Origin of the sequence: Blautia sp. MSJ-19 (genome assembly GCF_018918125.1) — a bacterium.
Taxonomy (GTDB): domain Bacteria; phylum Bacillota; class Clostridia; order Lachnospirales; family Lachnospiraceae; genus Blautia_A.
The window spans coordinates 37,929-55,213 of sequence record NZ_JAHLQA010000043.1 but is presented as its reverse complement, the minus strand read 5'-3'; the positions used below and the strand labels follow the sequence as shown (position 1 = coordinate 55,213).

Below are 17,285 nucleotides of genomic sequence, written 5' to 3'. Positions count from 1 at the left end.
CGGTCATTACTGCCTTGCAGCAACAACCGGATAATCATTTCATTTATCCAAAATGATCCTGTATTTTATAATTGATTGGTATTTCCGTTCAGTGTCTCTGTAATATCCCTGATGCTTACCGGCTTCGGAATATATCCGTTCATTCCCGCCTCACGACAGTCCTTCCGGTCACTTGCAAATGTATTTGCTGTCATCGCAAAAATCGGGATGTTATTGTCACTTCGACTGCTGCGACGGATTGCTTTGGTCGCTTCAACGCCATCCATAACCGGCATCTGCATATCCATAAAGACAGCAAAATATTCGCCGTTTCGAGACGCTTCGTAACGTTTTACTCCCACTTCTCCATTGTCTGCCCAATCCACCGCGAGTCCAATACTCTGGAGAAGTTCCATCGCAATCTCTGCGTTAAGCACATTATCCTCTACCAGAAGCACTTTTTTGCCTGTGTATAATGGCTTTCCATCTTCCTCTTCTGTCACAGGATGCAGGATCATTTCTCTCTGTTCTTCTGAGGCATCCGGAAATGGAATCTCAACAATAAAGACAGAACCTGTTCCAAGCTCGCTTTCAATCCTGAGCGTTCCGCCCATCAGATCTGTAAAACCTTTTACAACGGACATGCCCAGCCCGGTTCCCTGTGTTTTGGATACACGGCTGTCCTCTGCCCGTGCATAATCTTCACAGATATGCTGCACAAATTCTTTTGTCATACCAATTCCGTCATCTTTGCAGCTGAAGCGATACCGATGATCCGTAAGACATTCCAGGCGCAGTTCTATATGTCCGCCTGCATTTGTATATTTGATCGCATTGGACACGATATTTATGATGATCTGCTTCAGACGATTCACATCGCCAAGAACTACCCGGTCTGCATGATCACACTGCACGGTCAGCTCCTGCTCTTTTTTATCTGCAAGCGGCTGAAGGACTTCAACACTTTCATCCAGACAATCCGCCGGATTAAACGGCATGTTGTTCAGTTCGATCGCTCCATGCTCCAACTGATTTACATCCAGGATTGAGTTGATCAACACCAGCAGATAGTTGCCTTCTGTTGTAATATTGTCCAGTGCTTTTTCCAGTCTGGAAGTATCGTTTTTGTATTTTCTTGCCACCTGCGTCATACCAAGCACAACATTCAGCGGAGTCCGGATATCATGACTCATCTTGGAAAAAAAGTTCTGCTTTGATTCCGTCGCCTCTTTTGCTTTTTCCAGTGCCTCCGCAAGTTCCTGTGAAATCTCCTGCTCCTTTTTCCGACTCTTTACCGACTGCACATACAGAAGCACCATAAGAAGAAGGAGAGAAACACCCACACAGAGTGCGATCAGATATGACGGATGATCAAACAGATACTCCATCATCGTCGGAGTCGCTGTCTGTTCCAGATAATCCTGCACGATCTCTGCACTCATGGTGTTTGCAACATCTGCCAGTGCCTTTTCCCATAATCCGTAAAAATGACAGTCATCATTGGCATTGACACCCATTTTGAGTTGCATCTGTGCTCCCGGCACAATGTCTACCCTCAAACGATTCTGCATGTCATCTCGTGCCAGCTTCTGTGCCGTATAAGACATAAGAAGAGCCGCATCTGCATTACCGTTCAGGACTTCCTGTCTGCATTCCTGAGGTGTATCAACCACCGCCACTTCCGCTTTTGGCCAGACGGAAGAAATGATTTCTTTTACAGCAATATCGTCATTTTTTATTACCAGTTTTTCTATTTTTTCGGAAGCTCCTCTGGCACGCAGGACAGATACCGTAGAAGTCAGATAAGGATTTGTGATCTTGTATTTCTGTGACTGCTCATCCTCGTAATATCCTTCCTGATCCATCCAGATATCAACTTCGCCGGCTTCCAGTGTTTCGAAATATTCCTCCTTTGTGCTCACCGGCACAATTTCATGCTTAAGTCCCAGTTTTCTGGCTGTTGCCCGGAAGATATCCGCAGCAATGCCATGCGCTTCCCCATCTTCGTACCAGGAATATGGATTTGCATCCGGATTCATCACGGCACGGATCACCGTTTCGTTTTTCTGTAATTCTTCCAGAAGTGTCTGCTCTTCTTCGGTAAATTCCGTGGTGGCTTCTTCAGAACCATAATATTTGTTATATAATTCTGTTCTCCAGTTTGGAGTTTCTACATTCATACAGTCAATCGCATAATCCAGCTGATCGATCAGAGTCTGGTCTTCTTTTCGTGCCATGATATAATATGGCGTCTCTCCAAAATTTTCAATGATCTTTTCATCTTCCGGTATGCGGATATAACTGTTGACGAGGGCATCTACCTCATCATTGATCAGTGCATTGGTCAGATCTGTCGGAGTCTCATAATAAATGATTTCACAGTCAAAGCCCTTTTCTTTTGCAAAGTCCAAAAAAGTATTGTTATATGTATGACGTTTGAGGAGTCCTACGCGAATCCCATCATAGGTGGAATAATCTCCCGCTATGATCTTGTTATTGCCGACTTTTACGTTCATGCATGTAGAAGAAGTAATCGCCGGATGCGTAGAAAATGCAAATTCTTTTTCTCGCTCCGGAGTCTTTTTGGCTGCGGTATAAATATCCAGTTCACCACTTCGAAGCATATCTTCGCATTCATTTGCAGATTTATCATATCCAACATAGGAAAAGGTACACTGCAAATACTTGGAGACACCCTGCATCATTTCATATCCATAACCAGTCCGCTTGCCATTCTCATCCTGCATATGATAACAGTCAAATGCATAAAATGCGACCTTGTAATCCGGCGTTTCGTTCTGCGTCATAGACGACGCGGACACCGGATATATGGATAAAACGAAAAGCAGCAGTCCCAGTATCGCTGCCGTTATTCTTTTGTTCATGATCCCATTCCTTTCCCTGACATATGCATGGCAAAACTGACCGCCTGTGTTTCAACATGGGGAAACTGTATGCCTCATTTGCGTTATAGGACATTACGGGATACTTTCCTTTGACACAAAAAAAGCACTATAGATTGTGACACATACCTATAGTACTTTCTTATATTGCTTCCTATATTTATGCAACTGGCTGCCATTTCACAGGCCCTGTAGCTTTGCGTCACAGCCTTTCGACTGCTTTGCCCGTATTTATTTTCTTATATTCAGTGTATACCCATGCATAAATTTTTGTCAACAAGTATCACATATTTTTGCAAAAAAGCATTGACACCTTCCGTCAATCCTCTATAATGTTAGTTGCGTCTAATCAATTTTAAAAACTATAGCAGGGAGTAAAATTATGCCACTTAATCTTGCAGATATTAATATGCCCTATATCATACAAAAAATCTGTGGTCCGGAAGATCAGCGTCATTATCTCGAGTCTCTCGGACTTGTAGAAAATACTTCCATCTGTATTCTTTCTTCCTTTTTTGGCTACTACGTGATCCGTGTCAAAGAAAGTAAGATTGGAATCAGCAAAGAACTTGCCAAAATGATCATCGTGCAGACGGAATAATACTTGCAACATCTATCTTTCAAGGAGCCACGAAACTATGAAAAAAAGTAAAAACATTCTTTACCTGTGCGAACTCACACTTGGCATTATGGTAGCACTTCTGTTTACAAATCTCTATCTTTCAAGAAAGCTGCCTCTTTCCAGTCCTCCGATCCATCGCCTGTTTCAGCTTACCTCAATTCTGCTGATCTTCATCGTTGTGCTGATCCTGATCCAGCGTGAGATGCTCTCCCGATTGCTGGTCAATGCCTTTCGGGACATTACAGGAGTACATAACAAAAAGTCCCTGGAGAAAAAAATCCAGGAACTGAGCAGCCGCCCTGATACCTTCGATATTGGTGTCATGATGTTTGATCTTAATAATCTGAAATATGTTAATGACACGTTTGGCCACGAAAAAGGAGACGAATTTATACAGGCCTTTACTTACTGTCTGACGCGTATTCTCAATGAACACAGTTTTCTCGCCCGCTATGGAGGTGATGAATTTGTTCTGATCCAGGAAAATACAAACGAAGAAAATCTGAAACAGCTGGTCTCTCAGCTGGACAAACTGGTTCAGGAATACAACAGCCACTCCAGTCTGCCTCTGAGCTACGCAGTCGGATATGAAGTCAGCTACCGTAATCACTATTTTATGATGGAAGATCTGATGCAGACAGCAGACAAAAAGATGTATGAAGACAAAGCACAGAAAAAGCTTCACGCCATGCGTCAGCCTGCCGTTCCAGGCAGTTCTGCAAATAAAGTCATCCCAACTGTTACTTCAGAATTTCTGTTAAAAAAGATCCAGCAGATTCAGGATGGCACTGCTTCCTCACAGAACATCGCCCTGGTTTCCACCGATGTGGAAAATTTTCATTTTATCAATGATAAGTACGGATATTCTCTCGGAAATGAAATCCTGAATATTGTATATGAAGAGCTTGCTTCTGCGCCGTCATCCCTGTTTACTGCACGTTTCTTTTCCGATGTGTTTGTCAGCATTGTCGACACAACCGAATTAAGCCGGGATACATTTCTGGAAGAAATCCAGGCACTGGACAGTCGGATCTGCGAGCGCGTCCAGAATACATACCATATCAGTTTTTTCCGGACAAATTCCGGAATCTGCTATATTACCAAAGATGCCGCTCCTGAAAATATGATCTCCTGCGCCAATGTAGCAAGAAGAATTGCCAAAAAAATGGTTTCTCACAGCTGCATCTATTCACCGGAGATTGATCAGCAGGAAAAGGTACAGGCAGAAATCCTGCACTCTTTTCATCAGGCAGTCGCAAATGGAGAATTCCGGATTTATCTCCAGCCAAAAGTGCTTCCGCAAAACGGAAAGATCTCCAGTGCAGAAGTCCTGGTCCGCTGGGTGCGTGATGGCAGACTGTTCCTGTCGCCGGCTGTTTATATTCCTCTGTTTGAGCAAAACGGATTTGTCATTGATCTGGATTATTACGTTTATGAAAAGACATTTCAGTGGCTCCGCACTGCCGGGGAGTTCCTTCCGGATAATTTCCGTGTTTCATTAAACGTCTCTCCATTGCATTTTGAACAGCCGCAGGTCTTTATTGACAAGATCCAGGAACTGATCCGGCAATATGAGATTGCACCGTCCAGGCTTACTTTTGAAATCACGGAATCTACTTATGTAAACAATACAGCAGCAGTCAATCAGGTAATCCATACTCTTCAGCGTCAGAAAATCCAGATTTCCATGGATGATTTCGGATCGGGATATTCATCTTTAAACACATTAAAAGACCTGCGTTTTGATGAAGTCAAGATCGACCGGAAGTTCCTCGGTGATTCCCTGAATGAAAACGCACAAATCGTACTTGAAGAAATGTTCCATATGCTGAAACGCATGAACAAAACAATCGTATGTGAAGGTGTGGAAACAGAAACGATCGCAGATTTTCTTAAAAACGAAGGCTGTAATGAGATCCAGGGATTTCTCTACTACCGCCCGATGTGTATTAAAGATTTTGAAACTGTAATGCAGATGCAGAAAGCGATATAATATTAAGAGGTCGTCTGATCAACGAATGATCAGACGACCTCTTTTTTAATCTGTCTATTTTACTTCATATGCCATTGTGAGTCTCTTCACAGTTCCCTCACTGTCTTTTATGTCTACATATAAGGTCTTCTTTCCAACAGCTCCGGTTTTCCAGCTATAGGTACTGGATGCGCCGAAATCTCTGAGTCTGTACCAGTTGCCTTTATCATCACAAACAAGGAATTTGTAAGTATACTTTCCACTTCCACCGCTTGCTTTGACGCTCAGCTGTACGTTGCTTCCACTGACTGCACTGCCGGACGGATCTGCCGTGAACACACCTGTCAGATTTTTGTCTGTTACTTCATATGTAAGGCTTGCCCTCTTGACATTTCCCGCGCCGTCTTTGACATCCACATACAGGATTTTCTTGCCGGCTGCTCCGGTACGCCAGGTATAGGTGCTCTCTGTTCCGTAATCTCTCAGTTTGTACCAGTTTCCTCTGTCATCGCATACGATGAATTTGTAGGTATACCTTCCTGTTCCGCCCGTTACCTGCACATTCAGTTTTACCTCATTTCCGGAAACGACACTTCCGGACGGATCTGCAGTGAAGCTGACATTCATCTCATTGCTCTTTACTTCATATGCAAGACTTGCTCTCTTGACATTTCCCGCACCGTCTTTGACATCCACATACAGAATTTTCTTGCCGGCGGTTCCGGTACGCCAGATATAGGTGCTGGCGGTTCCGTAATCTCTCAACTTGTACCAGTTTCCTCTGTCATCACATACGATGAATTTGTAGGTGTATCTTCCGGTTCCGCCGGTTGCCTCGGCAGTGATTCCTACTTTTTCTCCGGACAGCACGCCTTCTTCATCCACGCTTATGGATACAAACAGCAGTTTATCAATCTTTTCTGTCTTTGTTTCCCCACAGCTTGTACAGGTGTAAGTTTTTTCGCCTTCTTCTGTACAGGTAGCTGCCGTCGTTACTTTTCCATCATCCCAGGTATGTCCTGTTGCCGGGATTTCTTCATTTCCGCTGAGTACTTTGTCACACACCGAGCAATGGCTTCCGGCTGTCTTTCCATTCAGCTCACAGGTTGCCGGGATTTCTTCATCCGCTACTTCTTTGTGACCCTTTGCCGGAATCTCTGTCTGCTCTTCCAGAACTTTTTTGCATGCGATACAGTATACATAGGCTTCCCCTGTTTCTTCACAGGTTGCACGCTTGGTCACGACTGTTACCCGTTTGTGTTCTGTAACCGGAATTTCTTCCTGTCCGCTGAGCACTTTCCCACATACCGAACAATGGCTTCCGGCTGTCTTTCCACTCTTCTCACAGGTTGCCGGGACTTCTTCATCCGCTACCTCTTTGTGGCCTTTTGCCGGAATCTCTGTCTGCTCTTCCAGAACTTTTTTGCATGCGATACAGTATACGTAAGCTTCTCCCGTTTCCTCACAGGTTGCACGCTCCGTCACTACCGTTACCCGTTTATGTCCGACTGCAGGGATAGTCTCCTGTTCCTGAAATACTTTTCCACATACAGAGCAGTGACTTCCCTCTGTTTTTCCACTTTCTTCACAGGTCGCAGGGATTTCCCTGTCCACTACAACACGATGTCCCGTCGCCGGGATTTCTTCCTGCTCTTTTAATACCTTTCCACATACCGAACAATGACTTCCTTCGGTCTTTCCATTCTCTTCACAGGTCGCAGGAATTTCCTTATCGATTACTTCTGTATGCCCTGTCGGCGGAATTCCTTCCTGTTCCTTTAGGACCTTTCCACATACGGAACAATGGCTTCCGTCTGTTTTTCCTACATATTCACAGCCTGCTGGAATTCCCCCGTCAATCACTTCTGTATGTCCTGTCGCAGGGATTTCTTCCTGTTCCCTTAAAACTGTTCCACATTCCGAGCAATGACTTCCTTCCGTCTTTCCACTTTCTTCACAGGTAGCAGGTATTTCCTTATCAATTACTTCTGTATGTTCCGTTGCCGGTACTTCTTCTGTATATTCTTCTCCACATAATTTGCACGTATATCTTGCACTTCCATTTTCCTCACAGGTAGGGGCTGTTATGATTTCCTGTTCATATTCATGAGCATGCTGTGGATCATAATTGTAATACACTTTTGCACCATAAGCGTTCTGGTAATTTAAACTGTCCCATTGTTCCTTAGAACCTCTGAATCTGATTATTTTTAAGGAATGACCAAAAGCAGATGATCCTATTTCTTTCAATGTGTCAGGAAGTTCAACTGTCTCGAAGCTGCAACTGTAAAAAGCCTCTCTTCCTATTGTGGTTAATTTACTCGAAAGTTTAACATTTCTAAGACTTTCACAAACATAAAATGCAGATTCTTCTATTTCTGTTACACTTTCCGGAAGTACAATATCCGTAAGGCTGCTACATCCATTAAATGCATTGCTTCCAATACTTGTTACTCCCTCCGGGATATTAATATCTGTAAGGCTGCTGCAAACATAAAATGCATAACCTCCAATACTTGTTACTCCATCTGGAATCTCAACACTTTTAAGGCTTCTGCAATTATAAAATGCACTTTCTCCAATACTTGTTACTCCATCTGGAATTACAATACTTTCAAGACTGACGCAACTCCAAAATGTATTCCTTCCAATACTTGTTACCCCCGCTGGGATATTAACACTTGCGAGGCTGCTGCAATTATAAAATATACTTTCCTCTATTTCTGTCACGCTTTCCGGTAAGGTAATATTCACAAGACTGCTGCATCCACTAAATGCAGACGATCCTATTTCTGTCACACTTTCTGGCAGGACAACATTTGTAAGGCTGCTGCATTCAGAAAGCACTGCTGATTCTACTTTTTTTATTCCTTCCGGAAATTCAATCGCTGCAAGACTGCTGCATCCACTAAACGCCCATCCCCCTATTGATGTTACACCTTCTGGTATCAATATCTTTTCAAGGCTGCTGCAATTACTAAATGCAGATTCCTCAATTTTAACTACTCCCTCTGGAATTTCGATATTTTTTAGCTTTTTGCAACCGCTAAACGTATTACTTTTTATCACTGCCAGTTCACTTGGCAGCACTACATTGACAAGACTGCTGCATCCACTAAAAACACCACTTTCAAGATTTGTTACCCCATCCGGAATTACAATACTTTCAAGACTGCTGCATCCACTAAATGCACTAAATTCTATCTCTGTTACCTTACTTGGAATATTTATCGTTACAAGCTTACTGCAGCCACAAAATGCACTGCTGTCTATTTTTGTTATGGATTCCGGTAACTGCACACTCACAAGATTATTGCAATTGTAAAAAGCATCAAAACCTGTACTTGTTATTTCTCCCTCTATTTTTACGTTTTCCAGACTTGCACACCCATAAAATACACGGTCGCCAATATTCCATACGCTTTGTGGCACGTTTACACTTTTTAAATTTGTACACCCATCGAACGCACTGGATCCAATGAAAGTTACACTATCTGCAATCTGAATGTCGGTCATTTTATAGCATGCATAAAAAGCATACCCGCCAATACTTGTTACCCCGTCTTTCATCGTAACCCGTTCGATATTCTTGCGATATTTTCTCCATGGAGCAGCTGTCGTTTCTGAATAATATGGCATCTCACCAGTTCCCGCAATTACCAGTTCTCCATCCTCATACAGGGTCCAGTTGATTGTCTCATCCTGACCGCTCGCAGTTACTGTACGCACTTCCGCAGATTGCATTTCTGCCTGTGAAGTCTCTCCATCAGAAAACAGTTCCACTTCATTTTCCTGTGCCTCTTCTGTCTGCGCTTCTTCTATCTCTGCTTCACTGTTTTCCGTCAACTCTTCATCTTCTGTTTCATCCTGCATTTCCACCTCTGCCGATGACTCTGTTTCGTCCCCTTCCTCATATACAGAAATGTCTGCATCCTCTGTGAAAATGTCTTGTTCCGCATCGTCAAGCGCATATACATTTGCCGGTGCCACCGACATGATCATTGCAGCTGACAGACCAATTGCCAACACTTTCTTTAACTTCATAGTTCTATTTTCTCCTTCATTTGTTATTCAGTACCACATATCTCTCTATATGTAGTTTACTCTCTCCCCTACATGTAACGCAAAGCAATTCACGCAGGCAAATGCAGATTCAGCATATCCGCCAACTTTTCATTTCATATTTTGTGCATTATTTTATGGATTGGAAAAAATAACACCGACTTGTGTTTCTCGTGTTTTTATGTAACGAAAAAGAACCCCTCAAAATAAGGGATTCTCAGACTATATACAAACTCCAGGCAAATGCTGTGAGAGCTTACTTTATATTTTTACATTTACCTGCTCTCCTCCCACTGTTTACAGATATGGGGTTCCGGGGATTTCCGGATAGGATCCCATGCCGATCAGGAGCTCCAGTCCGACCTGGCGTGCTTCCAGTACAGCCGCTTTGACAGCGCTGGCATCGCCGGAAATGCCGAGAATCACTTCATTGGAATGGCTGGTTCCGACACTTGGCGTCATATAACAGGTGATGCTGACTGCAGATGCCTTCATGGCGGTATCTGCCATCACAAGACCGATTGCAGCAGGTGAACCTGCCATGAAGCCAAAGGCTTCACCTGGTACTGCATGGAATGCTTTCTGCAGTGCTGCTCCGGCACTTGCAGAAAAAGTAAATTCCAGATGACCGGATTCACTGATATAGAGTTCACCGGCATTTTTTTTCGTCAGTTCCAGTCCAAGTTCAATTGCATGACGGACATCAGAGACATCATTGCCACCGATTACAATATAGTTTCCATGACCACCCCAGCCCTTGGTATCTCGTGGGAATTCAATGGATAAAACTTCCGTGTTGGTTGCTTTTACCGCATCGTCAATCGCAGTGATCTGTCCCGCAGCACCAGTCCTGGAACTGAAAAGTCCCAGCGCATGATACTTGGTTCCAACATGCATTTCCTTTAATAAGGTATCGTCAATTCCGGAAATCACCAGTCCGATCGTATCCAAGACGGTGGTTCCGACAAATTCTGTTCGTGTACAGTGTGTGCTGATGCTTTTAACGTCAATCATAAGAAGACTCCTGTTCCGCCCGTCACAGACAGGCGTTTTTGTTTACACTTGTTAAATAAATATCTTATTTATAAATATAGCGTATTTTATTAATACATGCAACAAAGGATTACTCTTGGCAATGTAATAAAATTTTTTCAAAAAAACTGTTGACATTTTGAAATCACTATAATATAATATGTCTTGCGTCAAGCGAAAAAACAAAATTAAATAACGAAGTGTGGCTCAGTTTGGTAGAGCGCTGCGTTCGGGACGCAGAGGCCGCAGGTTCAAATCCTGTCACTTCGACTACTTGGCAGGGGCGCCGAAATTCTTGAAAAATCAGGAGTTTCGGTGTTTTTTTATGCCTACGAAAAAGGTTAGCTTCAGCATCGGGAATACAGCATGCCATCCAGCCCGATGCCCGCGGACCATTAAAAGGAGACATCATCAGATTTTGAATGCACTGGCGCATGATTTTAGTATAAGGAAAGCCCACAGCATTTGCCATGAGCTTTGTCTACAATCTTACAGCAGGCCCGCAAGCCTGCTGTTTCTCTTTTTGTATCTGAATTCCCTTAATTTAACTGGTATACATCTGCATACTGTAATCCGAAGTTCAATGCTTCTTCGTGGCTGCTGCAGTAAATATCAACGTGTCCGTATGGGGTTCCAAGATCCTCTACGGTATAAACGGTTCCGTTGATCAGAAGCTGTGTTCCAAACGGTACACCTGCCATGGCAACGGTATGTCCTGCTGTCGGCATTACACCACTTGCAGTTGCATTTCCTGCTGTTCCACAGCACTGTGCACAGTTGCAGTATCCTGTCAGTTTGAAGTTTCCAAGGTAAGTTCCCTGTCCGGAAGAAGAGGACTCAGAAGAACTGCTTGTCTCTTCAGATGCTGCGCTGCTGTCAGAAGAAGTATCCTCGGAATAATCACTGTTTTCTTCGCTGTCTGAAGAAGCTGTATCCTCTGTATATGTAGTATCTTCTGTATATGCGCTGTCTTCGCTGTAATCTGTATCGTCAGAAGAAGTATCCGCAGCCTCCTCGCTGTAATCAGAAGACTCATCTGTTTCTTCTGCTGCGTCTGATGCTTCACTCTGTGCAGCTTCCTCAGCTGCTGCCTGTGCGGCTGCCGCTGCTGCTTCCTCTGCGGCCTTTTCCTGCTCTGCCTGTTCCATCAGCTGTGCGATACTGCTGTCGGCACTGTTAACCTGTGCCATCAGCGCATTTGCTTCTTCCTGACTTGCACTGATCTGACTCACATAAGAACTGATGTTGTCATTTGTGGATGCCACCAGAGACTGTACTTCCTGCTGCTTGGAGCTTTTTTCTGAAAGAAGGCTGTTGATAGAAGCAGCTTCTTCTTCGACCTGTGTCTCCTGTGTTTTGATTTCTTCCTGTGTTTCTTCATATTTCTTCAGCATGTTTCTGTCATAAGTAGAAATCGTAGCCACGTTATTGGCCTGATTCATAAAATCAGAAAGATTATCTGAGGATAAAAGCATTTCCAGCATTGTGCTTCCGCCATGCTCGTACATATACTGGATACGGATCTTCATTGCTTCATACTGATCCTGTGCATTCTGCTTTGCCACCTCAAGCTGAGCCTTTACATTCTTGAGTTCTTCTTCTTTCTCGGCAGCTTCTGTACTGAGCTGTGAAATGCTGTCTGTAAGTTCATTATATTGGGAATTCAGTTCTGCCAGGTAGGATTCCAGTTCCTGTTTCTTGCTTTCCAGTCCGCTGATATTTGCCTGTGCCTCTGCAAGACCTGCCTGTGCTTCCTGCTTCTGTGCCTGTGCGGCTGCGATCTGATCTTCTGTGGATGCGAATACGGTTGTCCCCATAGATACGGTCACTGCACATGCCAGCAGCAGTGAAAGAACTTTTTTACTCTTCATAAATACACCTCTTAAATATTTTGTACGCTAAGTATAACACATTCTCACAGATAATCAACACTTTTATTTTAATTTTGTAACATTCATGTAACATTTCACTTTTTCGTCACAGAAATCCGGCATTTTTGACCCCAAAAAATCCGGGTACTCAGTTTTTTACTGAGCCCCGGATCCATTTTCTGGTTATTCTGTTTTTATACGGTTTTGTTAATGCCCGAATGATTATTCAGCCGCCTCAAGAACCTCTGGTTCCTCTTCCAGCATCTCCTGATATTTCTCAAGAATCAGGGTCTGGATCATATCTCTGGTGCGGGAATTGATCGGATGTGCGATATCTCTGTATTCTCCATCCGTTGCCTTACGGCTCGGCATGGCAATAAACAGACCTTTTTCGCCTTCAATTACTTTGATATCATGAACTACAAATTCCTCATCGATCGTAATCGAAACAACCGCTTTCATTTTTCCTTCCTTTGCTACTTTTCTCACACGTACATCTGTAATATTCATCGTGCATGCCCCTTTCATTTTCATACGCATTTCATTTATATCTTATATTGTATATCTTTCATTCTTTTCGACAACGATCTTGATCTCACCTTCGCCGCAATAATTTGAATTTGCCCGAATGGTATCCCTGCTCTCAACAATACAGTTCTCTATATGTGTGTTATCCCCCAGATACACATCATTCAGAATTACTGAATTCTTGATCACACAGTTATTTCCAACATAAACATCTTTGAACAGCACCGAATTCTCAACAGTACCGTTAATGATACATCCACTTGCAACAAGACTGTTCTTCACACTTGCGCCCGGATTATACTTCGCCGGTGGAAGATCATCGATCTTTGTCTTGATCGCCGGTTCCTGTTTGAAGAAATAATTCCGGATCTCCGGCTCCAGAAATGCCATATTGGTCCGATAATAAGCTTCTGCTGTGGAAATATTGCTCCAGTAGTCCTCTGTCATGTATCCATAGATACGTTTGAGATTCTTATAACGGATCAGAATATCATTTACAAAATCATGTCTTCCTTCCTGTGCCGCACGCTCGATCAGCTCGATCAGCTGTCTTCTGCGGATCACATAAATGCCGGTAGAGATCGTATTATAAGAGGAAACAATTGGCTTTTCTTCGAATTCCTCGATCCGTCCGTCATCATTCATACGGACAACTCCAAAACGTTCCACTTCCTTCTGATCTTTGCATGTCGTGCACACTACGGTAATATCCGCACGTTTGGCAATATGATATTCCAGAACTTTGTTGTAATCCATCTTGTATATACAGTCACCCGATGCGATAACCACGTACGGTTCATGACTGTTTTTGAGGAATGTGATATTCTGATAGATCGCATCTGCTGTTCCCTGATACCAGAGGCTGTTGTCCTTGGTGATCGTTGGTGTAAACACAAACAGACCGCCCTGTTTTCTTCCGAAATCCCACCATTTTGAGGAACTTAAGTGTTCATTTAAAGATCTTGCATTGTACTGTGTCAGAACGGCAACTTTCTGAATATGAGAATTTGCCATATTGCTCAGGGCAAAATCAATGCTGCGATAGCTTCCCGCTACAGGCATTGCTGCAATAGCCCTCTTATCCGACAGTTCTCTCATGCGATTATTGTTTCCGCCAGCCAGAATAATTCCGATTGCTTTCATGCCTGCTCACCATCCTTTGCTTTGATTACCTGTCCGCTCTCCAGGATTCCTCCCGGATAATCTTCTGCCTTTGTCACGCCGGATATAGCGGTGTTTCTTCCTATTTTAACATTGTCCGGGATCACACTGAGTTCACCGACTGTAGCAAGCCCAAATGCATATACTGCCGGCTTCAGGACATTTTCCGCTTCCTCGCCGCATCCAAGGACTACATGGTCTCCGACCACAACATCCTCTGCCACGATCGCTTTGTCCAGAACAGTATTCTCACCAATCACAGAATTTCTCATAATGATCGAATCTTTTACGACTGTGCCCTTGCCGATCACAACATTCGGTCCGATCACAGAATGATGCACTTCTCCGTAAATCTCCGCACCTTCCCCGATCAGACACTGATCTGTCACTGCATCTGCAGCAACATACTGCGGTGGAATGATATCTCCTTTTGTATAGATTCTCCAGAACTCCTCATAAAGATTGAATTCCGGAATGATATCGATCAGTTCCATATTTGCTTCCCAGTAAGAACCGAGTGTTCCCACATCTTTCCAGTAACCGTTGTACTCATACGCAAACAGTCTCTGTCCATTGTCTTTACAATAAGGAAGAATATGTTTTCCAAAGTCACAGTTGCTCTGATCCTTGAGTGCGATCAGCGCATCTCTCAGTACCGGCCAGCTGAATATGTAGATACCCATAGAAGCCAGATTACTGCTCGGTTTCTCCGGCTTTTCCTCGAACTCCGTCACGCGGCCTGTCTCATCTGTGACCATGATCCCGAAGCGGCTCGCTTCCTCAATCGGAACCGGCATACATGCAATCGTCACATCAGCCTTGTTTGCTTTGTGATAATTCAGCATCACTTCGTAATCCATTTTATAAATATGGTCACCGGACAGGATCAGCACATAATCCGGATTGTACTGCTGCATATAATCCAGATTCTGGAAAATCGCATTTGCAGTACCGGTATACCACTCACTGTTCGTGCTCTTTTCATATGGAGGAAGAACCGTCACGCCGCCCTCGTTTCTGTCCAGATCCCACGGAATACCGATTCCGATATGCGTATTCAGACGCAATGGCTGATACTGTGTCAGGACTCCTACGGTGTCAATTCCTGAATTGATACAGTTACTTAAAGGAAAATCAATAATGCGGTATTTACCGCCAAAAGCGACTGCAGGTTTTGCAACCTTTTGTGTCAATACGCCCAGTCTGCTGCCCTGACCGCCTGCCAGAAGCATAGCGATCATTTCTTTTTTCATCATCGCGCAATCACCTCTTGTATGTTATGATGTTTCATTATATCATACTTCATTCTATTAGTGAACATTATTTATAATTTTTTTAACTTATCCTGACCTTTTTTGTGTTTTTTGCACACGTTTTTTATACAACGAAAAAACGTCTCATTCCTTTTTATATGCATTTTTCACAATTATTCTTTCCATGTTTTGGCAATTATGTATATTGTTATCACGAAAACTTACACTTTTCATTTTTATGCGACAGGGGTATAATGAAACCATTAAAGATTAAGGAGATTTTATTATGTATCAGATAGACTTTCATAAACCGCTCGCGATCCATTTTATCGGAATCGGCGGCATCAGTATGAGCGGACTTGCTGAGATTCTTCTGGAAGAGGGATTTATCATTTCCGGTTCTGACTCCAAAAAAAGCCCTCTGACCAGTCTTCTGGAAAGCAAAGGAGCCAAAATCTATTACGGTCAGCGCGCTTCCAACATTTCCGATTCTGTTCAGGTGGTTGTCTATACAGCAGCCATTCACCCGGACAACCCGGAATTTGCCTGTGCCAAAGAAAAAGGCATTCCTATGCTGACCAGAGCACAGCTTCTCGGTCAGATCATGCGCAACTACGACACTTCTATCGCAGTTGCCGGAACCCATGGCAAGACCACAACGACTTCCATGCTTTCTCACATCCTGCTCAAGGGAGAATGTGACCCGACCATCAGCGTCGGTGGAATCCTTCCGGCAATCGGCGGCAACATCCGTGTCGGACAGTCCGAAACCTTCCTGACAGAAGCATGCGAATACACCAACAGCTTCCTGAGCTTTTTCCCGACGATCGGTATCATTCTGAACATTGATGCAGACCATCTGGACTTTTTCAAGGACATTGATGATATCCGTCATTCCTTCCGCAAATTTGCAGAACTGCTTCCGGCTGAAGGAGCTCTGATCATCAATGCAGATACACCAAAGCATGAAATGATCACCGAAAACCTTCCATGTAAAGTAATTACCTACGGCCTGGAAAATCCTGCTGAATATACCGCTTCTGAGATCACCTACAACAAACTCGGCCATGCGACTTTCCACGTTCTGCACAATGGCAAAGATCTTGGCATCTGTTCTCTGAGCGTACCTGGAATCCACAATGTTTCCAACGCCCTTGCCTCGGTTGCTGCCGGTGAGCTTCTTGGCCTTTCCACAGAAGTAATCTTTGCAGGTCTCAAGGATTTCGGCGGAACAAACCGTCGCTTCCAGTACAAGGGCAAGGTCGGCGACGTCACTATCATCGATGATTATGCACATCATCCGACAGAAATTGAAGCAACGCTTCATGCCGCAAAGAATTATCCACATAAAAAGATCTGGTGTGTATTCCAGCCACATACTTATACACGTACCAAAGCTCTTCTTCCGGAATTCGCCAAAGCGCTGACTCTGGCAGATCATGTCGTACTGGCAGACATTTATGCAGCCCGTGAGACTGATAATCTGGGGATTTCCTCCAGAAATCTTCAGGAAAAGATCGCGGAACTTGGCACACCATGCGAATACTTCCCGACCTTTGACGAAATCGAAAACTTTTTATTAGAAAATTGTACACAGGGCGACCTGTTGATAACTATGGGAGCCGGAGACGTTGTAAATATTGGAGAACAGCTTCTCGGAAAGTAAGTTATCCACATTATCCACATGTTTATACACATTTTTATCCGTGTATGGCATGTGGATTTTTTTTGCCCATTTACTTTACATAATATCGTGTCGACTTTTGTATTTTTTCGAGAAAATACAATAAACTTCGTCATTTTATGCGGTTGCACATAATTTATTTTCTGAACTACTTTCCACATTATCCACATTATCCACATTTCATTGTGGAAATCCTCCCCCATAAAATACCCTATTCT

General features: G+C 43.6%; 10 protein-coding genes, 1 tRNA gene and 1 riboswitch. Of the genes, 4 read left to right on the top strand and 7 right to left on the bottom strand.

The window, feature by feature from the left end; all coding sequences use genetic code 11:
• Positions 1 to 65: 65 nt before the first annotated feature.
• Entirely contained in the window at positions 66 to 2,864 is a 2,799-nt protein-coding gene (locus tag KQI91_RS14940) for a transporter substrate-binding domain-containing protein (protein WP_216393559.1), read from the bottom strand.
• A gap of 178 nt (positions 2,865 to 3,042) precedes the next feature.
• Positions 3,043 to 3,118, bottom strand: a riboswitch (cyclic di-GMP riboswitch).
• Between the two features lie 146 nt (positions 3,119 to 3,264).
• On the opposite strand from KQI91_RS14940, the gene KQI91_RS14935 reads away from it, so the two are divergent.
• Both KQI91_RS14935 and KQI91_RS14930 read left to right on the top strand, forming a co-directional pair.
• A complete protein-coding gene (locus KQI91_RS14935; protein ID WP_216393558.1) occupies positions 3,265 to 3,483 on the top strand; it encodes a FeoA family protein in 219 nt (72 codons plus the stop codon).
• A gap of 37 nt (positions 3,484 to 3,520) precedes the next feature.
• Positions 3,521 to 5,497: an EAL domain-containing protein gene (locus KQI91_RS14930; protein ID WP_216393557.1), complete on the top strand. Its 1,977-nt coding sequence runs from the start codon at positions 3,521 to 3,523 to the stop codon at positions 5,495 to 5,497.
• A gap of 54 nt (positions 5,498 to 5,551) precedes the next feature.
• Here KQI91_RS14930 and KQI91_RS14925 read toward each other — a convergent pair whose 3' ends face one another.
• Both KQI91_RS14925 and pduB read right to left on the bottom strand, forming a co-directional pair.
• Positions 5,552 to 9,520, bottom strand: coding sequence for a leucine-rich repeat protein (locus KQI91_RS14925; RefSeq protein ID WP_216393556.1), 3,969 nt, complete (start codon positions 9,518 to 9,520; stop codon positions 5,552 to 5,554).
• Between the two features lie 315 nt (positions 9,521 to 9,835).
• Positions 9,836 to 10,552 (bottom strand): microcompartment protein PduB, encoded by a 717-nt coding sequence (pduB, locus tag KQI91_RS14920; RefSeq protein ID WP_216393555.1) that lies wholly within the window; start codon positions 10,550 to 10,552, stop codon positions 9,836 to 9,838.
• A 214-nt stretch (positions 10,553 to 10,766) separates the two neighbouring features.
• Between pduB and KQI91_RS14915 the strand changes: the two genes are divergently transcribed.
• Positions 10,767 to 10,840: transfer RNA gene (locus KQI91_RS14915), tRNA-Pro, on the top strand.
• A gap of 269 nt (positions 10,841 to 11,109) precedes the next feature.
• Here the strand turns inward: KQI91_RS14915 and KQI91_RS14910 are convergent.
• The 4 genes from KQI91_RS14910 to KQI91_RS14895 form a co-directional block, all read right to left on the bottom strand.
• Positions 11,110 to 12,441, bottom strand: coding sequence for a PcsB-like coiled-coil domain-containing protein (locus tag KQI91_RS14910; protein ID WP_216393554.1), 1,332 nt, complete (start codon positions 12,439 to 12,441; stop codon positions 11,110 to 11,112).
• A 222-nt stretch (positions 12,442 to 12,663) separates the two neighbouring features.
• Complete coding sequence (spoVG, locus tag KQI91_RS14905; RefSeq protein WP_216393553.1) at positions 12,664 to 12,951, bottom strand: septation regulator SpoVG; 288 nt, start codon at positions 12,949 to 12,951, stop codon at positions 12,664 to 12,666.
• A gap of 42 nt (positions 12,952 to 12,993) precedes the next feature.
• Positions 12,994 to 14,112 carry a glucose-1-phosphate adenylyltransferase subunit GlgD gene (gene glgD / locus KQI91_RS14900; RefSeq protein ID WP_216393552.1) on the bottom strand — a complete coding sequence of 373 codons (1,119 nt, stop codon included), beginning with the start codon at positions 14,110 to 14,112 and terminating at the stop codon, positions 12,994 to 12,996.
• The gene (locus KQI91_RS14895; RefSeq protein ID WP_216393551.1) at positions 14,109 to 15,386 is read right to left on the bottom strand and encodes a glucose-1-phosphate adenylyltransferase; all 1,278 of its coding nucleotides are present in this window, start codon (positions 15,384 to 15,386) and stop codon (positions 14,109 to 14,111) included. Before KQI91_RS14895 ends, glgD begins: the two co-directional genes overlap by 4 nt.
• A 283-nt stretch (positions 15,387 to 15,669) precedes the next feature.
• Here KQI91_RS14895 and murC point away from each other — a divergent pair, with 283 nt between their 5' ends.
• Positions 15,670 to 17,049: a UDP-N-acetylmuramate--L-alanine ligase gene (gene murC / locus KQI91_RS14890; protein WP_216393550.1), complete on the top strand. Its 1,380-nt coding sequence runs from the start codon at positions 15,670 to 15,672 to the stop codon at positions 17,047 to 17,049.
• Positions 17,050 to 17,285: the final 236 nt, after the last annotated feature.

Coding starts and splice junctions, on each gene's coding strand:
- KQI91_RS14925 (WP_216393556.1), bottom strand. CDS start 9,520: ATGAAGTTAAAGAAAGTGTTGGCAATTGGTCTGTCAGCTGCAATGATC.
- KQI91_RS14935 (WP_216393558.1), top strand. CDS start 3,265: ATGCCACTTAATCTTGCAGATATTAATATGCCCTATATCATACAAAAA.
- murC (WP_216393550.1), top strand. CDS start 15,670: ATGTATCAGATAGACTTTCATAAACCGCTCGCGATCCATTTTATCGGA.
- KQI91_RS14910 (WP_216393554.1), bottom strand. CDS start 12,441: ATGAAGAGTAAAAAAGTTCTTTCACTGCTGCTGGCATGTGCAGTGACC.
- KQI91_RS14895 (WP_216393551.1), bottom strand. CDS start 15,386: ATGATGAAAAAAGAAATGATCGCTATGCTTCTGGCAGGCGGTCAGGGC.
- KQI91_RS14930 (WP_216393557.1), top strand. CDS start 3,521: ATGAAAAAAAGTAAAAACATTCTTTACCTGTGCGAACTCACACTTGGC.
- pduB (WP_216393555.1), bottom strand. CDS start 10,552: ATGATTGACGTTAAAAGCATCAGCACACACTGTACACGAACAGAATTT.
- KQI91_RS14940 (WP_216393559.1), bottom strand. CDS start 2,864: ATGAACAAAAGAATAACGGCAGCGATACTGGGACTGCTGCTTTTCGTT.
- spoVG (WP_216393553.1), bottom strand. CDS start 12,951: ATGAATATTACAGATGTACGTGTGAGAAAAGTAGCAAAGGAAGGAAAA.
- glgD (WP_216393552.1), bottom strand. CDS start 14,112: ATGAAAGCAATCGGAATTATTCTGGCTGGCGGAAACAATAATCGCATG.